The organism is Buchnera aphidicola (Acyrthosiphon lactucae) (genome assembly GCF_005083565.1).
In the GTDB taxonomy this organism is placed as follows: Bacteria; Pseudomonadota; Gammaproteobacteria; order Enterobacterales; family Enterobacteriaceae; genus Buchnera; species Buchnera aphidicola_AH.
Genome location: NZ_CP034891.1, coordinates 457,428 through 477,668, shown reverse-complemented (window position 1 = coordinate 477,668; position 20,241 = coordinate 457,428). Strand labels below are relative to the sequence as shown.

At 24.2% G+C, this 20,241-nt stretch carries 17 protein-coding genes; 13 read left to right on the top strand and 4 right to left on the bottom strand.

The window, feature by feature from the left end; genetic code table 11:
* Window positions 1-5 precede the first annotated feature (5 nt).
* Window positions 6-1,104 (bottom strand): peptide chain release factor 2 gene (prfB, locus tag D9V61_RS02215; protein WP_187308774.1). Its coding sequence is split into 2 segments (ribosomal slippage): window positions 6-1,028 and window positions 1,030-1,104, totalling 1,098 coding nucleotides; the frame shifts between segments, so codons are not numbered across the junction.
* A gap of 174 nt (window positions 1,105-1,278) precedes the next feature.
* Here prfB and ygfZ point away from each other — a divergent pair.
* Both ygfZ and gmk read left to right on the top strand, forming a co-directional pair.
* The gene (gene ygfZ / locus D9V61_RS02210; RefSeq protein ID WP_158339608.1) at window positions 1,279-2,238 is read left to right on the top strand and encodes a tRNA-modifying protein YgfZ; all 960 of its coding nucleotides are present in this window, start codon (window positions 1,279-1,281) and stop codon (window positions 2,236-2,238) included.
* 110 nt (window positions 2,239-2,348) lie between these two features.
* The gene (gmk, locus tag D9V61_RS02205) at window positions 2,349-2,972 is read left to right on the top strand and encodes a guanylate kinase (protein WP_158339607.1); all 624 of its coding nucleotides are present in this window, start codon (window positions 2,349-2,351) and stop codon (window positions 2,970-2,972) included.
* 121 nt (window positions 2,973-3,093) lie between these two features.
* Here gmk and typA read toward each other — a convergent pair whose 3' ends face one another.
* A complete protein-coding gene (gene typA, locus D9V61_RS02200) occupies window positions 3,094-4,914 on the bottom strand; it encodes a translational GTPase TypA (RefSeq protein ID WP_158339606.1) in 1,821 nt (606 codons plus the stop codon).
* A 243-nt stretch (window positions 4,915-5,157) separates the two neighbouring features.
* On the opposite strand from typA, the gene yihA reads away from it, so the two are divergent.
* On the top strand, window positions 5,158-5,775 hold the full coding sequence (gene yihA, locus D9V61_RS02195) for a ribosome biogenesis GTP-binding protein YihA/YsxC (RefSeq protein ID WP_158339605.1): 618 nt from the start codon (window positions 5,158-5,160) through the stop codon (window positions 5,773-5,775).
* 36 nt (window positions 5,776-5,811) lie between these two features.
* Here yihA and D9V61_RS02190 read toward each other — a convergent pair whose 3' ends face one another.
* Both D9V61_RS02190 and D9V61_RS02185 read right to left on the bottom strand, forming a co-directional pair.
* Window positions 5,812-6,702 carry a 5'-3' exonuclease gene (locus tag D9V61_RS02190; protein WP_158339604.1) on the bottom strand — a complete coding sequence of 297 codons (891 nt, stop codon included), beginning with the start codon at window positions 6,700-6,702 and terminating at the stop codon, window positions 5,812-5,814.
* Window positions 6,703-6,831: 129 nt separating this feature from the next.
* A complete protein-coding gene (locus D9V61_RS02185) occupies window positions 6,832-7,461 on the bottom strand; it encodes a DsbA family protein (protein WP_158339603.1) in 630 nt (209 codons plus the stop codon).
* 155 nt (window positions 7,462-7,616) lie between these two features.
* Here D9V61_RS02185 and mutS point away from each other — a divergent pair, with 155 nt between their 5' ends.
* The 10 genes from mutS to ispD all read left to right on the top strand — a co-directional run bounded on the left by mutS (window position 7,617) and on the right by ispD (window position 20,224).
* Entirely contained in the window at window positions 7,617-10,028 is a 2,412-nt protein-coding gene (mutS, locus tag D9V61_RS02180) for a DNA mismatch repair protein MutS (RefSeq protein WP_158339602.1), read from the top strand.
* Window positions 10,029-10,214: 186 nt separating this feature from the next.
* Complete coding sequence (locus tag D9V61_RS02175; protein WP_158339601.1) at window positions 10,215-12,020, top strand: assimilatory sulfite reductase (NADPH) flavoprotein subunit; 1,806 nt, start codon at window positions 10,215-10,217, stop codon at window positions 12,018-12,020.
* Window positions 12,020-13,729 carry an assimilatory sulfite reductase (NADPH) hemoprotein subunit gene (gene cysI / locus D9V61_RS02170; protein WP_158339600.1) on the top strand — a complete coding sequence of 570 codons (1,710 nt, stop codon included), beginning with the start codon at window positions 12,020-12,022 and terminating at the stop codon, window positions 13,727-13,729. The genes D9V61_RS02175 and cysI overlap by 1 nt, the downstream gene beginning before the upstream one ends.
* Window positions 13,730-13,744: 15 nt before the next feature.
* Window positions 13,745-14,479 carry a phosphoadenylyl-sulfate reductase gene (locus tag D9V61_RS02165; protein WP_158339599.1) on the top strand — a complete coding sequence of 245 codons (735 nt, stop codon included), beginning with the start codon at window positions 13,745-13,747 and terminating at the stop codon, window positions 14,477-14,479.
* 277 nt (window positions 14,480-14,756) lie between these two features.
* A complete protein-coding gene (gene cysG / locus D9V61_RS02160) occupies window positions 14,757-16,178 on the top strand; it encodes a siroheme synthase CysG (protein WP_158339598.1) in 1,422 nt (473 codons plus the stop codon).
* A 9-nt stretch (window positions 16,179-16,187) separates the two neighbouring features.
* On the top strand, window positions 16,188-17,096 hold the full coding sequence (gene cysD, locus D9V61_RS02155; RefSeq protein WP_158339597.1) for a sulfate adenylyltransferase subunit CysD: 909 nt from the start codon (window positions 16,188-16,190) through the stop codon (window positions 17,094-17,096).
* A gap of 17 nt (window positions 17,097-17,113) precedes the next feature.
* Window positions 17,114-18,532: a sulfate adenylyltransferase subunit CysN gene (gene cysN, locus D9V61_RS02150; protein WP_158339596.1), complete on the top strand. Its 1,419-nt coding sequence runs from the start codon at window positions 17,114-17,116 to the stop codon at window positions 18,530-18,532.
* Between the two features lie 5 nt (window positions 18,533-18,537).
* On the top strand, window positions 18,538-19,158 hold the full coding sequence (gene cysC, locus D9V61_RS02145) for an adenylyl-sulfate kinase (RefSeq protein WP_158339595.1): 621 nt from the start codon (window positions 18,538-18,540) through the stop codon (window positions 19,156-19,158).
* 57 nt (window positions 19,159-19,215) lie between these two features.
* On the top strand, window positions 19,216-19,431 hold the full coding sequence (locus D9V61_RS02140; protein ID WP_158339594.1) for a septum formation initiator family protein: 216 nt from the start codon (window positions 19,216-19,218) through the stop codon (window positions 19,429-19,431).
* A gap of 82 nt (window positions 19,432-19,513) precedes the next feature.
* Window positions 19,514-20,224, top strand: a complete 711-nt coding sequence (ispD, locus tag D9V61_RS02135; RefSeq protein ID WP_158339593.1) for a 2-C-methyl-D-erythritol 4-phosphate cytidylyltransferase — start codon at window positions 19,514-19,516, stop codon at window positions 20,222-20,224.
* Window positions 20,225-20,241: the final 17 nt, after the last annotated feature.

Here is a 20,241-nt window from a genome sequence, read left to right as displayed (position 1 = left end):
ATCCCTTATAATCCAATTATTAAGCTTTGTTCAATAAAATCATCTAGATCACCATCTAAAACAGATTGAACATGATTTTTTTCAATTCCAGTACGAAGATCTTTAATTTTTGAATGATCTAATATATATGAGCGTATTTGATTTCCCCAGGTTATATCTGATTTATTTTTTTCGAGTTGTTGTTTTTCTTTTTGTTTTTTTCTGATTTGCATTTCGTATAATTTTGACTTCATTTGTTTTATTGCTTGTTCCTTATTCTTATGTTGAGAACGATTATTCTGACATTGAGTAACAAGATTTGTAGGCAAATGAGTAATACGAACAGCTGATTCTGTTCTATTTACATGTTGACCTCCGGCTCCAGATGCTCTATAAACGTCAATTCTTAGATCAGAAGAATTAATATTTACACAAATTTTATCATCTATATCTGGATATATAAAAACCGAACTAAAAGAAGTATGACGTCGATTCCCAGAATCAAAAGGACTTTTTCTAATTAATCGATGTATTCCTGTTTCTGTTCGTAACCATCCAAAAGCATATTCTCCAATTACTTTAATAGTAGAAGATTTAATACCAACTATTTCTCCCATAGATTCGTGAATTATTTCTATCTGAAACCCTTTTTTTTCAGCCCATCTTAAATACATTCTAAGTAACATTTTAGACCAATCTTGTGCTTCTGTTCCTCCTGAACCAGATTGTATATCAATATAACAATTACAACTGTCATTTTTTTTAGAAAACATGCGATAAAATTCAAGTTTTTTTATTCTTTTTTCTATTTTTTGTATTTCTGTAAAAGAGTCTTTTAATACTATATTATCTCCTGTTTCTACTGCTAATTCTAAAAAAATAATCGTTTCTTTTATAATTTCTTCTATTTCATCAATATTTTTAATTATAGAACTTAACAAATATTTTTCTTTATTAAGTTTTTTTATAGATATCTGATTTTCCCATGTTTCAGGTAATAATAGTTCTAAATTAATTTCTGAAAGACGTATTGTTTTTTTATTATAGTCAAAGATACCTCTTAAGATCTTGTATTCTTTTTTTAATATTTTTAATTTGATTAGTTAGCATATTTTTTTCTAGCATAGTTTTATAGTTCTTCTTTTAATTAAATTAAATTAAAAAATTTTTAACTTTTATTGATATATTCTTTTACAATATGTAAAAATTATATTTTTTATTATATCTTTTTAATTGAATAGGTACATTTATTTTAATTTTATATGCTTTATATTAAATGTATTTTAGGAAATAAAAATAATGTCATCATTTATATCGTTACAAAACCTAGTTTATCCTTCACATGAATTATCATTAACAATGATATTACTAGAAGAGTGGTCTTTAACTTATGTAGAAGGTATTGATAGTAAAAAATATCTTCAAAGTCAATTAACTATTGATATGAATTTATTGTCTAAAACTCATCATACACTTTGTGCATACTGTAATTTTAATGGAAAAGTATCAAGCACTATGCATTTATTTCATTATCAAAAAGGTTATGGTTATATTCAACGAAAAAGTATTTCTAAAATTCAAATTGAAGAAATCCATAAATATTCTATTTTTTCAAAAATAAAAATAAATGAATTAAATAATATGTTTTTAGTTGGATTTGCAGGATTAAATGCTAGATCATTTTTATTGAATTTTTTTATTAAAATACCAGATAAAAATTGTTCAGTAATTCATGAAAATAATACAACAATATTATGGTATAGAGAACCGTCTGAACGATTTTTATTAGTTTTATCTTTTTCAGATTTTTTAATTTTAAAAAGAAAAATTAATGAAAATATATTTTTTAACAACAGCAAACAGTGGTTATTATTAGATATGGAAGCAGGATTTCCTATTATTGATAAAATATGTTCTAAAAGATTTACACCACAGGCAATTAATTTAGATAAGCTTAATGCTATAAGTTTTAAAAAAGGATGTTATTATGGACAAGAAACAATAGCTCGAATATTTTTTAAAAAAATAAATAAATATTTTTTATGTTATTTAACAAGTACAGGGAATATTTTTCCTGAAATAGGTGTATTTATTGAAACACAGATAAACAATAAATGGTGTAAAATTGGTGTATTATTATCTATAGTTTATGTTAAATCTCAAGAAATTCATATACAGGTAGTTTTACGTAAATCTATAGATGTAAATAATTCATTCAGAATATATGGATTTAAAAACATTTTTTTAATAAGAAATTAGATAGTGATATAGAAGTTGTTTTTTATTTATATATTATAAAAATATAACGTTTTTTAAAAAACATATTTATTTTTTTTAAAATTTTAGCCGAAAATCTTTTTTAAAAAATTATGTCTCAAGGTATTCTTTTTATTATTTCAGCTCCAAGTGGAACAGGAAAATCAAGTTTAATTCAAGGATTATTAAAGTCAAAAAATTTATATAATGTACAAGTATCTATTTCTCATACCACTCGAATTATACGACCCGGTGAATTACATGGAAAACATTATTATTTTATATCTAAAAAAGAATTTCAAATTATGATTAAACAAGAATCTTTTTTAGAATATGCTAAAGTTTTTAGTAATTATTATGGAACTTCTCGTCAATCTATTGAAGAAATGTTATTTTCTGGAATTGATGTTTTTCTCGATATTGATTGGCAAGGAGCTAAGCAAATTAAATGCAAAATGCCAAAATCAAAAAGTATCTTTTTATTACCACCATCTAAAGATACATTATATAAAAGACTAAGAGAAAGAGGTCAAGATAGTGATGTGGTAATTGCAAATAGAATGGAAAAAGCAGTAGATGAAATGAAACATTATTCAGAATATGATTATCTAATTATTAATGATGATTTTAAAAAAGCAGTAAATGATTTAACAACAATTATTACTGCTGAACATTTATGTTTATTTCATCAGAAAAATAAATATGATTTATTAATTTCTAATTTATTAAAACGTTAATTTTAGAAAAAGTTGAATATGTAAAAAAATACTTTTATATAATTCTATTGAAAAAATAGAATTATATAATTAAAAAATTAAGTATTTTATTTTTTTTACTTATAGTTTTCTTTATTTAAAATCAATCTTTTTTATTACGGTTAGCTCTTTTTCTTTCGTTTTCTTTTAAATAAAATTTACGTAATCGTATGGAATGAGGTGTAATTTCTACAAGTTCATCATCATTGATAAATCCTATAGCTTCTTCTAATGTTAAATTGATAGCTGTTGTTAAAACTATTGCTTCATCTGTTCCAGAGGCTCTCATATTAGTTAATTTTTTTCCAGTTAAACAATTAACTGTTAAATCATTAGATCGATTGTGAAGTCCTATAATTTGTCCTTCATATACTTGAGCGCCATGTCCTATAAATAACTTTCCTCTTTCCTGTAAGTTAAATAGAGAAAAACCAACAGCCATACCCATACTATTAGATATTAAAACTCCATTTTTTCTTTGTCCAATATTATTTTTTTGAAGATTACCATAGTGACTAAAAGATGAATAGAAAAGTCCTGTTCCAGAAGTTAAACTCATAAATTCTGTACGAAAACCAATTAATGCTCTACTAGATAATATATATTCAAGTCGTACTCTTCCTTTTCCATCCATAATCATATTTTTTAATTCACCTTTCCTTGTACCTATAAATTGCATAATACTGCCTTGATTTTTTTCTTCAATATCTAAAGTTACATATTCAAATGGTTCTTTTTGGACTCCATCAATTATACGAAAGATAATTTTTGGACGAGACACTTGAAACTCAAATCCTTCACGACGCATATTTTCAATTAATATAGATAAATGTAATTCACCACGTCCAGAGACGGAAAAAATATTTGCATCTTGAGTTTCTTTAATTTGTAAAGCAACATTATGCATGGTTTCTTTTTTTAATCGTGCCAAAATTTGACGTGATGTAATATATTTGCCCTCTTTTCCTGAAAAAGGTGAAGTATTTACTGAAAAAAACATATTTACTGTAGGTTCATCTATACTTAATGCTGGTAGAGATTGTAAATTATCTGGATGACAAATTGTATCAGAAATTTTTAGGTTATTAATACCTGTAACAGCAATTATATCTCCTGCATTTCCTTTACTAATTTCTATTCTTTTCAATCCAAAATAATTCAAAACTTTATTAATTTTTCCATTATAATTTTTTCCAAGATTATCAATAATAGTCACTTGATCGTTAGGCTTAATATATCCTTGTTTAATTCGACCAACGCCTACAACTCCTAGATAATTATCATAATCAAGTTGTGAGATTTGCATTTGAAATTTATAATTAGGATTAACATTAGGAGCAGGAGCATATCGAATAATAGATTCATATAATGGAATCATGTTATTTTTCATTTTTAGATAATCTATTCCTGAAGTTCCAAGAACAGCAGATGTGTAAATAATAGGAAAATCAAGTTGTTGATCATTTGCATCTAAGTTAACAAAAAGATCAAAAATTTGATCTACTACCCAGTCAGGACGAGAATTAATTCTATCAATTTTATTGATAACAACTATAGGATTTAAACCATATTTAAATGCTTTTTTAGTAACAAATCGTGTTTGTGGCATTGGTCCATCTAAAGCATCTACTACTAAAAGAACTGAATCCACCATAGACATTACGCGTTCTACTTCACCACCAAAATCAGCATGTCCCGGAGTATCTACTATATTTATTTTATAATTTTTCCATTTAATAGAAGTGTTTTTAGATAAAATTGTAATGCCTCGTTCTTTTTCTAAATCATTAGAATCCATGATTCTTTCAGTTTTTTCTTCATGTTCTTGAAATGTTCCTGATTGCTGTAATAGTTTATCAAGTAATGTAGTTTTTCCATGATCAACATGTGCTATAATTGCTATATTTCTTATATTGTGATGCATTTTTTTTCCTTTTTAAAATAGTAATAAATAGGTATATTACAGACTTTTTTCAGATAGAATCATAAGATTAGATTCGTTATTGAGGAAATATTACTTGTATGCTACTTTTTATAAGTATCTGTAAAAAATACTTTTTTATAACTATAGAAGTTGGAAGATAAATTTCATATTAAAAGTTTTTTATATAAAAAATAAATTTTTATTTAAGAAATTTCTTATAGATTTAACAAATAGGATTAAATTTTGAATTCATTAGACTATAATAAAACAAGATTTTTAAAAAGTTATTCAAAAATAACTGATATAGAAATTCAAGATGGTATTGAAATTGCTTTTATTGGTTATTCTAATTCAGGAAAATCTAGTGCTATTAATGCATTAACTAATCAAAAAAAATTAGCTCGTTTTAGTAAAACTCCTGGAAGAACTCAATTAATTAATTTTTTTGAAGTAGTTTCAGATCTAAGAATAGTTGATCTACCGGGATATGGTTATGCTAAAGCGCCTTTATTAATAAGAGAAAAGTGGCAAAAAATAGTATATGATTATTTAAAAAAAAGAAATCAAATTAAAGGTTTTGTATTTCTAATGGATATCAGATTTCCATTAAAAAAACTCGATCAAAAAATAATTAATATAGCCTTACATAAAAAAGTTTCGATCTTAGTATTGTTAACTAAATGTGATAAATTAACAATAAATCAACAAAATATTCAAGTTAATACAGTATATAAAAAATTAAATTTTTTATTAGATTTTTTTGAAATTTTATTATTTTCGTCTCATAAAAATATTGGTATTAAAGAATTAAAATTAATTTTAAATAATTGGTATAACCAGTATATTATTTTAAATAAATAATGATGTCTACATAATAAATAAAATATTGAATAATTTTTATTTATATAAAAATTTTTTATTTTTTTTTGACTTAAAAATATAATTTTTAAAAACTTGAAATGTATTTTGAGAAGAATATTTATCTAAAATCATATCTTTAAAATTAATATTAATTGGAATATCTAATTTTATTTTTGCTAATTTATAAGAAAGAAAAGCTATTTCTTTATTTTTTTTTAGTTCAATAGCAATATTCTTAGCGTTTCGAAATGGTAAAAATTTTATTTTTTCAATATTATTATAAATATTTTTAATATTAGAAAAATTTTTCAATAAAGATAATGCAGTTTTAATTCCAATTTTAGGAACTCCTGGAATATTATCAGAAACATCTCCCATTAAAGCTAAAAAATCAATAAATTCTTTAGGCTTAATACCATATTTTTCTTTTATTATTTCTGGTGTAATAATACGATTATCTTTTTTATTAAAGATATTAATATCATTTGTTACAAGTTGAAGCATGTCTTTATCATGACTTATAATTAATATTTTTTCTCCTTTTTTTTCTAATTTATAGGATAAACTGCCGATAATATCATCTGCTTCAATTCCTGGAATAGTTAATACTTTAATACCAATTTTTTTAAGTATTTCAAAAAGAGGTTGAATTTGAATATATAGTGAATTCGGCATAGGTGGTCTATTGTTTTTATATTCTTTAAATATTTTTTTCCTAAATGTTTTTTTAGATGAATCAAAAATAATAATAAATTTTTTTGAATTTTTATATTTTTTTAAAATATTATCTATCATTTTTAACATTCCATATATTGCTCCAAATGGTTCTCCTGAAGTATTTTGAAAATCACGGAATGCATAATAAGATGAATATAAATATAAACTTCCATCTATTATGATAACAGGGTTATTTTTTATTTTATTCATATTGACTCTTTTACATAGATATTTTTTATCTAAAGATGTTTTTGAGAAAAATTAAAATTGATAAATATTATAAGTTATACTAATTAAGTATTTTGATTTAACTTGAATAAAATACATTTAAAAAAAATTTTATTTTTTATTTATCAAAAATTGTATTAAATTAATATATTTTTGAGAAAAATTATCTTTAAAAATATTTTCTATTTTTGAATAATCGATTAGATATTTTCCATTGATAAGCATTGTTGGAATGTTTTCTAAATGAGATTTTTTAATATCTTTTTTTTGTTTTTGAACTAATATTTTAAGTGTTAAACTATTCCAAAAACTATTGAATGTACTTTCGTTAACTCCTGCTTCTTTTTTAAATATTTTTTTTATATTATTAAGATTATTAATTGAATGTGTTTCTTGAATTCCTTTAAAAATAGGTAGAGCAATTTTTTTTTCAATTCCAATTTGTTGTGCTATTATCCAAGATTTCGTTAAAATAGAGCTTAATTTTCCTCCTAAAAAATTAACGTGATATATTTGAAAACTTATATTTTTTTTAATATTGTTTTTTATTAAATATCTTGTGTTATGTGTTTTTTCAAATTCATAACAATAGGGACAAAAAAAGGAAAAAAATTCTGTTATATTAGGGATACCAGATATGATTTTATTTTTTGTAGTATATTCTTTTCCATTTTTAAATTCATAAGCAAAAACGTTACAAGATAAGATCAGAGTCCATAATATAATTAATATTTTTTTCATTTTAATCACCTAATTTATTTTTTATTTTTTTATATAATTTTAAAAGAATAAAAGTGATTTTAAAAATAATATAATATATGAATGTAAAATACTATATATATTATAAATTTTAACATTGTTGTTTTTATATAAATAGAGAATATATACTTTATATTATGAAAAAAAAAATAAATATTGATAGTGATATTCATAACCACACTCCAATGATAAAACAGTATTTATCTTTAAAATCGAAATATCCTGATATGCTGCTATTTTATCAAATGGGTGATTTTTATGAGCTCTTTTATAAAGATGCTGAACGTATTTCTGAATTATTAAAAATTACTTTAACTAGTAAAGGATATTCAAATAATAAGATTGTACCTATGGCTGGAATTCCATGCCATAAGTCAGAATATTATTTGTCAAAACTTGTAAAATTAGGAGAATCTATTGCAATATGTAATCAAGAAAAAGAAACTGATTATAAAAATAAATTAATTTCTCGTAAAGTAGTTCGTGTAATTACGCCAGGAACTATTACCGATGAAGCATTTCTTGAGGAAAACGAAGATAATTTTATAGCTGCTATTTGGAAAGAAAATAATCAATTTGGATATTCTATTTTAGATATTTCTCTAGGTTTTTTTGGTGTCTCTAAAATTTTTTATTCTGGTGATTTACTTTCAGAAATTGAACGTACAAACCCTAAAGAAATACTTTATCCAGAAAATTTTTCAGATGTTTTTTTAATTGAAAACAGAAAATGTATTCGAAAACGTCCATTATTAGAATTTGATTTAGATACATCATATAAGTTGCTTAACTTACAATTTAAAACTTGTAGTTTAAATGGATTTGGTATAGAAAAAGATGATTTTATAATACGTGCTGCCGGTTGTTTATTACAATATGCTAAATTAATGCATATGTCTGTTCTCCCTAATATTCGTCATTTAAAATACAATTATATAGAAGATAGTATTTTTATGAATTTTAGTACGCGTAAAAATTTAGAAATTACTCAAAATATTTTAGGAGAAAAAAAAAATACTCTATCTGCGATATTAAATAAAACGGTGACATCTATGGGTAGTAGAATGTTAAATCGTTGGTTAAACTCACCATTGAAAGATTTTAACATAGTTAAAAATCGTCATGAAAGTGTTAAAACTTTACGGTTTTTTTATAAACAATTACAACCCATTCTTCGTCAAGTGAATGATTTAGAAAGAATTTATTCTCGTTTATATTTACATACTGCTTCACCTCATGATTTTGTACGTATGCGTTCTACATTAGAAATCTTGCCTGATTTACATTTAATATTAAAAAAAATTAAATTAAAACATATAAAAAAAATACGTTTATCTATTGGATATTTTAAAGAAATTTTGTTTTTATTAAAAAAAGCAATTAGTTTAAATCCATCTCCATCTATTCGAGATGGAGGTGTAATAGCTTCATTCTATAATGTTCAACTTGATGATTTACGATCTATTAAAAATAATTCTAAAGAATATATTAAAATTTTTGAACAGAAAGAAAAAAAAAAATTAATGATTGAATCATTTAAAATTAGATTTAATAAGATTATTGGTTATTATATTCAAGTGAGTAAACGTCATGCTCATTTAATTCCAGAACATTATATAAGAATACAAACATTAAAAAATACAGAACGTTATAGTATTCCTTTATTAAAAAAATATGAAGAAAAAGTTTCAACTTCAGAAGTTCAATGTTTATTTTTAGAAAAAAAATTGTATTTAGAAATCTTTAATATCATAGAACCTTTTTTAGAAAAATTACAAAATAGTGCATTAGCATTATCAGAATTAGATGTATTAGTAAATTTATCTGAACGTGCGATATCTTTAAATTATGTATGTCCTATTATGAGTAAAAAATATGGTGTTTCTTTATTAGATAGTCGACATCCTGTAGTGGAATGTTTTTTAAATACACCATTTATAAGCAATTCTGTTGTTTTATCAAAAAAGCAAAGAATGCTTATTATAACAGGTCCAAATATGGGCGGAAAAAGTACTTATATGCGTCAAATTGCTCTTATTGTAATTATGTCTTGGATAGGTAGTTTTGTTCCTGCGAGATATGCTCTAATTGGTCCAATTGATAAAATTTTTACGAGAATTGGTTCTGCAGATGATTTGAGTAATGGATATTCGACATTTATGATGGAAATGACAGAAATATCTAATATTCTGCATAATGCAACACCTAATAGTTTAGTTTTAATTGATGAATTAGGAAGAGGAACTTCAACTAATGAAGGATTGTCTTTAGCTTGGTCATGTTCAAGATATTTAATGAATCATAATAAATCTATGACACTATTATCTACACATTTTTTTGAGTTAACAAAATTAGAATTAATAGAAAAATTTGTAAAAAATTTTCATTTTACTGCTATTGAAAATAATTCAAATATAGCCTTTTTATATAAAATTAAAAATGGTGTATCAAAAAAAAGTTACGGTATATCAGTTGCTTCATTATCTGGATTGCCTAATAGCGTGATAGAAAACGCAAAAATGAAATTAATAGAACTGGAGAATATGTAATATTTTTTAATAGTATATTTTAAATATGTTATATCAATAATTTACTTAAAATTTTAAAAATAAACAATTTTATATAAAATTTTAATTTTATCATTAGAAATTAGTGCAGAACTAAGATTTTCTGCAAATTATATTCTATAGATAATATTAAGTTTTTAATGTAACAAAATTTGGATCTTTAGTACAATGAAAAATCAAAATATGTCTGATATTTTACTTCCATTGAGTTCAGAACAATTAAATAATTTAAAACAACTTGAAAGTACTTGTACTAATATTCAAAGTGCTTGGTTATCAGGTTATTTCTGGAAAATTGCCAATCAAAGATCTGATACAAAATCTCTGACAATAAATCAATCAAATAAAAGTAATCAAGTTATTACTATTATTTCTGCATCTCAAACTGGTAATGCAAAGTCATTATCTGAACGTCTTCATGAATATTTTAATAAAAATAATAAAATAAGTCGTTTAATTAATGCAAGTGATTATAAATTTAAAAAAATAAAAGATGAAAAAATATTAATTTTAATTATTTCAACTCAAGGTGAAGGTGAACCTCCAGAGGAAGCATTATCTTTATATAAGTTTATAATGTCAAAAAATGCTCCTAATTTGAGTAATTTATATTATAGTATTTTTGGGTTAGGAGATACTTCTTATAATTTATTTTGTCAAGCAGGAAAAGATTTTGATAAAAGATTCAAAGAATTAGGTGGAAATTCTTTATTAGATCGATTTGATTCTGATATTGAATATGAAGATAATTATAATAAATGGTCTCAAGACTTGTTGAATTCTATTGATAATAAAGAAATAAATTCTAAAAATTCTTTATTATCTTCAGGAAAAGAAGATAGAACTAAATTTTCAAAATCTTATTATACAAAAAAAAATCCTGCTAAAGCTATTATTTTAACGAATCAAAAAATTACTGGTCGTAATTCTGAAAAAGATATTCGTCATATTGAAATTGATATTACAAATTTGAATATTAATTATATACCTGGTGATGCAGTTGGTGTGTGGTATAAAAATAATATTGATTTAGTAAAAAATATGTTAGAATTACTCTCTATTAACATGTTTGATACAATTAAAATTAAAAATGATTTGATTACAATTGTTGATGCTTTACAAAATAATTTTGAATTAACAACTAATACTAAAAATATTGTTAAAAATTATGCAATTATCACAAATAATAAATTTTTAAAAAATATCATATCTAATGATGCAAATTTACAAAATTATACAATTCAAACTCCTTTAATTAAAATGATAAATGATTATCCATCAAAGTTATCTTCTGAACAATTAATCAGTTTACTTCGTCCATTAACACCTAGATTATATTCTATTTCTTCTTCGCAAGCAGAAACTCAGGATGAAATTCACATTACTGTCGGAGTTGTAAAAAATTTAATTTCTGGTCGATTATATTTAGGAGGAGCTTCAGGTTATCTTGCAGAATCTTTAAAACCTGATGATACAATAAAAATTTTTATTGAAACTAACAATAATTTTAGATTACCTGTCGATCAAAATACTCCAATAATAATGATTGGTTCAGGAACAGGAATTGCTCCGTTTCGTTCTTTTATGCAGCAAAGAGACAATGATGGATCTAACGGAAAAAATTGGATTTTTTTTGGAAATCCTAATTTTACTGAAGATTTTTTATATCAAACAGAGTGGCAACAATATGTCAAAAAAGGACTTATTACGAATATGCATCTAGCTTGGTCGCGGGATCAGGAACATAAAGTATATGTACAAGATAGAATAAGAGAAAATGGAAAAGAAATATGGTCCTGGATAGAAGAAGGAGCTGAAATATATGTGTGTGGAAACGCTTCTAAAATGGCAAAAGATGTTGAAAAAGCATTATTAGATATTATTACTAAAAATAGTGGTTTAAATATTGAAGATTCTCATGAATTTTTAAATAATCTTCGTGTAAATAAACGTTATAAAAGAGATGTATATTAATGGAAAAAAACTATAATAAAATAGTTACAGAAAAAGAATTAACTGATGCAGAACGTATTAAAAAAAATAGTAATTATCTTCGAGGCACGATTGTTAATGATTTAAAAAATGAGATTACCAATGGTTTTAGTGGAGATAATTTTTCACTTATTCGATTTCATGGTATGTATCAGCAAGATGATCGTGATTTGCGTATAGAACGTAATGAACAGAAACTAGAACCTCGTCATGCAATGATGCTTCGTTGTCGATTACCTGGTGGAGTGATTAAAGCAAAAAAATGGTTAAAAATTGATGATTTTGCTAGTAAAAATACATTATATGGAACTATTCGATTAACTAATCGTCAAACTTTTCAATTCCATGGAATTTTAAAAAAAAAATTAAAAAACGTGCATAAAATGTTGCACAATATAGGATTAGATTCATTGGCTACTGCTAATGATGTAAATAGAAATGTACTTTGTACATCAAATCCTATGGAATCTTCAATCCATCAACAAGCCTATGAATGGGCACAGAAAATTTCAAATTTTTTATTACCACATACTAAAGCATATGCAGAAATTTGGTTAGATCAAAAAAAAATTATTACAACAGATAAAGAACCTATATTAGGAAGAACATATTTACCTAGAAAATTTAAAACAACATTAGTAATTCCACCATATAATGATGTAGATTTATATGCTAATGATATGAACTTTGTTGTTATTTCGGAAAATAAAAAAATTATTGGTTTTAATGTATTAGTTGGGGGAGGATTATCTTTTATTCATGGAAATAAAAATACATGGCCATTTCTTGCAGTAGAAATAGGTTATATTTCCATAGAAAATACTCTCTCTATTGCTAAAGCTATAGTAACAGTTCAAAGAGATTGGGGAAATCGTACTGATCGAACAAACGCTAAAACTAGGTATACTATAAAAAACTTTGGTTTAGATGCTTTTAAAAAAGAAATTGAGATACGAGCAAATATTACTTTTGAACCAATTCGTGATTATAATTTTATCAGTAGAGGAGATAGATTTGGTTGGATTAAAGATATTAATAATAATTGGAGTTTAACATTATTTATTCAAAATGGCCGTATATATGATCATGATGATAAATTATATAAAACTGGATTAGCAAAAATAGCAAGTATTCATGATGGTAATTTTAGAATTACATCTAATCAAAATATAATAGTTTCTGAAGTATCTGAAAAAAATAAAAACCAAATAGAAAAAATAGCTTTATCATATGGATTAATGAATAAAATCAGTAATTTACGTCAAAATTCTATGGCATGTGTTTCATTTCCTACTTGTCCTTTAGCAATGGCTGAAGCAGAACGTATGTTATCTTGTTTTGTTACTCAACTAGAAAATATCATGTTAAAATATGGTGTAGAAAAAGAGACAATAATTTTACGTGTTTCTGGATGTCCTAACGGTTGTGGAAGATCTTTATTAGCTGAAATTGGTTTAATAGGAAAATCTCTTAGTCGATATAATTTATATATAGGAGGAAATCGAATCGGAAATCGAATTTCAAAAATTTATAAAGAAAATATTACTGAAAAAGAAATATTAATTCATTTAAAACATCTAATTAAAACTTGGTCTAATGAACGAAGAAAAAATGAAGATTTTGGAGATTTTGTTATCAGAAAAAAAATTATTAAAGAAATCATTAATCCTATTAATGATTTTTGGAGTTAGTATGGAGAAAATATAATGTCTATTTTTCGTATGAAAAAAATTTATCTATTAGATGTTGAAAATAGAAATAAAATATTATCTGAATCTAATTTACTTCTATCAAAATATTCTGCAGAAGAACGTATTTCTTGGGCATTAAAAAATTTACCTCATATACATATCATGTCATCTAGTTTTGGGATTCAATCAATAGTTTTGATACATCTGATTACTAAACAAAAATCTGATATTCCGATAATATTAATTGATACGGGTTATTTATTTCCTGAAACATATAATTTTATTGATATATTAACTAATAAATTTAATTTAAATTTAAAAGTTTTTAGATCAAAAATATCTCCAGCATGGCAGGAAGCACGATATGGAAAATTATGGGAAAAGGGACTAAATGGAATTAATTTTTATAATAATATTAATAAAGTACAGCCGATGAATTTTGCTTTAAATGAATTATCAGCTGAAACATGGTTTGCTGGATTACGTCATGATCAATCAAAAAGTCGAAATTTATTACCATATCTTTCTATTCAAAAAGGAATATTTAAAATTTTACCCATATTAGATTGGTCTAATAATAAAATACAGAGTTATATGAAAAAAAATAATTTAGATGTTCATCCTTTATATAAGAATGGATATTCATCCGTAGGAGATGTACATACTACTACAAAACACATGCCTGGTATGCTAGAGGAAGAAACTCGTTTTTTTGGATTAAAACGAGAATGTGGTTTGCATGAGAATTAAATTTAAAATTTTTCATATTAACTTTCTTCTAATATATTACAATAATAAAAATTTTCAAAAATTAAAATATTAAGTTATTGAAAATATTTTTTAATAGCAGATTTCTTATATATTTATATAACATATATACTGTTTTTTAAAATTTCATTAATATAAAAAAAAATATTCTACGTAATATGTCATGTAAATTTCGGAATTATATTATGAAATTCTTTTTTAATATTTTGAATATTGTTTTCTTATTAATAAATTTTGTATTTTTTTAAATAAGGCTACTGTGAATTATCTTCCTCTTTTTATAAATTTAAAATCTAAAAACGTTTTAGTTATTGGTGCTGGAGAAGTAGCTTTTAATAAAATTAAATTACTGCTTCGTTCTAAAGCTAAAGTAAATGTTATTGCTAAAGAATTATGTTTAGAAATGAAATCTCTTTTGCGTCATAAGAAAATAAATTGGTTATCTAAAAAATTTGATTTAATTTATTTAAAGAAAATGTTTTTAGTAATTTCAGCTACAAACGATATAAAATTAAATGAATATATATTTAAAAAGTGTAATGAGCGTTGTTTATTAGTAAATGTAGTTGATGATACATTGAAATGTTCTTTTATTTTTCCTTCTATTATCGATCGTTCTCCTATAGTTGTAGCTATTTCTTCTGGAGGCACTGCTCCTGTATTATTACGTTTATTACGTGAAAAAATTGAAGCAATTTTACCGATGAAACTAGGTAACGTTGCTAAAATCGCAGGTAAATGGAGATCAGTAATTCAAAAACATTTTTCGAATCTTTTAGAAAGACGTCGATTTTGGGAAAAATTATTTAAGAGTATTTTTGTTAATCATATTCTTAATGGGAAAAAAGAACAAGCAATTAAAATTTTAAAAGAAAATATGCATAAAAATAATTTATTACCAGGTGAAATTATTTTAGTAGGTGCTGGACCAGGAGATAGTGGTTTATTAACTTTAAAAGGATTGCAAATATTACAGGAAGCAGATGTTGTTTTATATGATTTTTTAGTTTCTAAAGATATTTTAGATCTTATTCGTCGTGATGCAAAAACTATATGTGTTGGAAAACGTGCTGGTTTTCAAAATATGAATCAGGATGAAATTATTAAATTATTAATTTTTTTAGCACAAAAAGGTAAAAAAGTAGTACGTTTAAAAGGTGGAGATCCTTTTATTTTTGGACGAGGTAGTGAAGAAATAGAAGCTGCAAAAAATGCAGGCATTAATTTTCAAGTTGTACCCGGTATTACTTCAGCAATTGGTATTTCCGCTTATACTGGAATACCATTGACACATCGAAAATATGCACAAGGTGTTATATTTATTACAGGACATAAGTGTATTAATGGTTTTGTAAATAATTGGTCAATTTTATCTGATTCATCTTATACCTTAGTTGTATATATGGGTACTTTTCAGGCCGTATATATTGCTAAAAAACTAATTACATTAGGTCGATCAAAATCAACACCAATAGCAATTATTTCTCATGGAACTACTATTCATCAAAAAGTTATTATAGGATGTTTAAGTGAAATTGAAAAAATAATTCAATTTACTACAACTCCATCTTTATTAATTATTGGAGATGTTGTTTTTTTACATAAAAAATTAGCATGGTTTCAAAATGAAAATATATTGAATAACATAAAAAAAAACTTTTCTATAGTAAAATTGCTTTAAGGAGAAAAAATGTTTAAAAAAAACACTACTCATTTATGTCAATTAGAATCAGAAAGTATTTATATAATGAGAGAAGTAATTGCAGATTTTCAAAATCCTGTAATGTTGTATTCTATTGGAAAAGATTCTTCAGTTATGTTACATCTAGCAAAAAAAGCTTTTTATCCTGGATCAATACCATTTCCTTTATTACATATAGATACTGGATGGAAGTTTAAAGAAATGTACATTTTCAGAGATTATATTGCTAGTAATTCAAAAATAGAATTAATAATTCATTCGTATTCTAAAGGAAAATCATTAGGTTTAAATCCTTTTCAACACGGAGGAAGTAAATATACTGATGTTATGAAAACAGAAGGGTTAAAAGAAGCTATAAATAAATATAATTTTGATTCTGCTTTTGGTGGAGCTAGACGAGATGAAGAAAAATCACGTTCTAAAGAACGCATATATTCTTTTCGTGATTCACTTCATCAATGGGATCCAAAAAAACAACGTCCTGAATTATGGTGGAACTATAATGGTCAAATCAATAAAGGAGAAAATATTCGTGTTTTTCCGCTTTCAAATTGGACTGAATTAGATATTTGGCAATATATTTTTTTAGAAAACATTGAAATTGTTCCACTTTATTTTGCTGCTATGCGTCCAGTTTTAGAGAGAAATGGAGTATTAATAATGATTGATGATGACCGTATTGAAATTCAGTCTAATGAAATAATAACAGAAAAAATGATTAGGTTTCGCACATTGGGTTGTTGGCCTTTAACTAATGCAATTGAATCAGAAGCTAAAAATGTTCAAGATGTGATTAAGGAAACTTTAATAGTTAAAACAAGCGAAAGAATTGGTCGAACTATTGATTACGATCAAAAAAGTTCAATGGAATTTAAAAAAAGACAAGGTTATTTTTAAAAAGAGAAATTTAAAAAATGAATATTAACACAAAAGATAATTTTGACAGATGGTTTGATTTACAACAAAAAAAAACTTTATTAAAATTTTTAACATGTGGTAGTGTAGATGATGGAAAAAGTACATTAATTGGTCGCTTATTGCATGATACTAAACAAATTTATGATGATCAATTATTTTCTTTAAAAAGTGATAGTAAACGTCATGGAACACAGGGTAACAAAATGGATCTTGCATTATTAGTAGATGGTCTTCAATCTGAACGTGAGCAAGGAATTACAATTGATGTAGCTTATCGTTATTTTTCTACTGATAAAAGAAAATTTATTATTGCAGATACACCTGGACATGAACAATATACTAGAAATATGGTGACAGGAGCTTCCACATGTGATTTGTCTATTTTATTAGTTGATGCTAGAAAAGGCTTATCAAAACAAACTTACCGACATAGTTTTATTTCCACCTTACTCGGTATTAACCATTTAGTTGTTGCTATTAATAAAATGGATTTAGTGAACTACAAAAAAGAAGTATTTAAAAATATTAAAGAAGAATTTTTACTTTTTTCTAAAAAACTTCCTAGTAATTTAAATATTTTTTTTATTCCAATGTCTGCGTTAATTGGGGAAAATATTGTTTTTAAAAAAAATTTTATGCCTTGGTATACTGGTTTAACATTATTAGATTTTTTAGAAACGATAAAAATTGAAAATAGAACTGGTTCAAAAGAAATTAGGTTTCCAGTACAATATATAAATCGTCCTAATCCAGATTTTCGTGGATATTCTGGAATCTTGCTATCTGGAAGAATACATGTTGGACAACCTATTAAAATTTTACCTGAAAATATACATTCTCATATTTCTCGTATTGTAACTTTTGATAAAGACTTGAAAAAAGCAGAAATGGGTCAATCAATTACAATAGTTTTAAAAGATGAAATAGATATTAATCGTGGTGATTTTTTTGTAAATATTGAATCTGTTTTACAACCATCTCAAGAATCTATTATTAATATTGTTTGGATGACAGATAATGTTTTATTAAAAGGACAGTCATATAATATTAAGTTATCTGGTAAAAAAACACGTGTTTATATAAAAGAAGTTTTATTTAAGATCGATATTAATACTTTAGAAAAAATAAAAAGCAATACTCTTAGTTTAAACAGCATTGGTCAAGTTAAAGTTCTCTTTAGTGAACCTATGATTTTTGATAGTTATAGTGAAAATAGAATGACAGGTAATATGATTTTTATTGATCTTTTGACAAATATTACAGTAGGTGCTGGAATGATTATAAATGGTTTAGAAAAAAAAGAAAAAATATTAATTAATGACAAAAAAGATTTTGAATCAGATTTTCATAATTTAATTTCTCGATATTTTCCACATTGGAACATACCAAAACTTTCTACAAAAAAGGTTTTTTAATTAAAATGGATAATAATTTTAAAAATAATATTATTTGGCAAAAACATTCAATTACACGTACAAAACGTGAAAAAAAAAATGCTCATAAATCAATTGCAGTATGGTTTACTGGACTTTCAGGTTCAGGAAAATCAAGTATTGCTAATTTTTTAGAAAAAATACTATTTAAAAATAAAATTAATAGTTATTTATTAGATGGAGATAATATTAGATCTGGTCTATGTTCTGATTTAAGTTTTAGTGTTATTGATCGACAAGAAAATATTAGACGTATTGGAGAGGTAGTAAAAATAATGTTAGATGCTGGTATGATAGTATTAATATCAGTTATTTCTCCTTATAGATATCAAAGAGAAATGATTTGTCAAATGATAGGGAAAAAAAATTTTCTAGAAATATTTGTTGATACACCTATTAGTATTTGTGAATCTCGAGATCCTAAAAAATTATATAAGAAAGCTAGATCTGGAAAAATATCTAATTTTACTGGTATACAATCTATATACGAAATTCCAAAAAAACCTGACATTCTTTTAAATGGTACAGATTCTTTAGAAGATAATTCAAAGAAACTAATAAAAATGTTATATGATCATAATGTGATATCTTTTTTAAACACAAATTAAATATATTTAATATAAAATATTTTTTATTGATATGAAATTAATTTTTTTAGAATAAATATGAAGATATTAAAAATATTTTTATTTGTCTTACTTTTTTGGTTGCAATATTCTCTCTGGCTGGGAAAAAATGGTATTTTAGATTACATAAAAATATATAAAAAAGTTGAAATGCAAAAAAAAAATAATGAATATCTTGATATGCGTAATAATCAAATAATCTTGGAGATTAACAAATTTAATCATCATCTTGATAAAGACAAAAAAAAAATATGATACTTATATAAATTATTTTACTTAAATCTTTTTTTTATATTAAATTCAAATAAAATTTTTTCAGTATTATTTTGGATATAAAATGATCTTGGTCAATTTATTTAAACCCAAAATTATAGCTATTGTACCTGCTGCTGGAATAGGCAGTAGAATGCAGATAGATTTACCTAAACAATATATAAAAATTCAAAATCGTACTATTCTAGAGCATACTTTAACAACATTGTTATTACATCCTAATATAGTTCGTATAATTGTAAGCTTGAATCAAAAAGATGATTACTTTCATAAATTATCTATATCATCTAATTTTCGTATTGTTTCTGTAATTGGTGGAAAAGAAAGAATAAATTCAGTTTTATCAGGCTTAATAATAGCAAAAAATGTAGATTGGGTTATAGTACATGATGCAGTTCGTCCATGTTTGAGTTATAAAGATTTAGAAAAATTGATATCTATTATTAAAAAGAATCCAGTAGGAGCGATTTTAGCAAGACCTGTTTCTGACACCATTAAATATAGTAATTTAAAACAAGAAAAAGTATTACATACTGTACATAGAAAAAATTTATGGCATGCTTTAACTCCTCAGTTATTTCAAATAAATTTACTAAAAATCTGTTTAAAAAAAATTATAAAAGATAAAATTAGTATAACAGATGAGGCATCAGCATTAGAATATTGCGGGTACAATCCATTATTAGTTGTAGGAAGTTGTAGAAATATTAAAATTACTTGGCCTGAAGATCTTCTTCTTGCAGATTTTTATTTGAAAGAACAAAATAAAAATTAATAAAAAAGGATATTTAT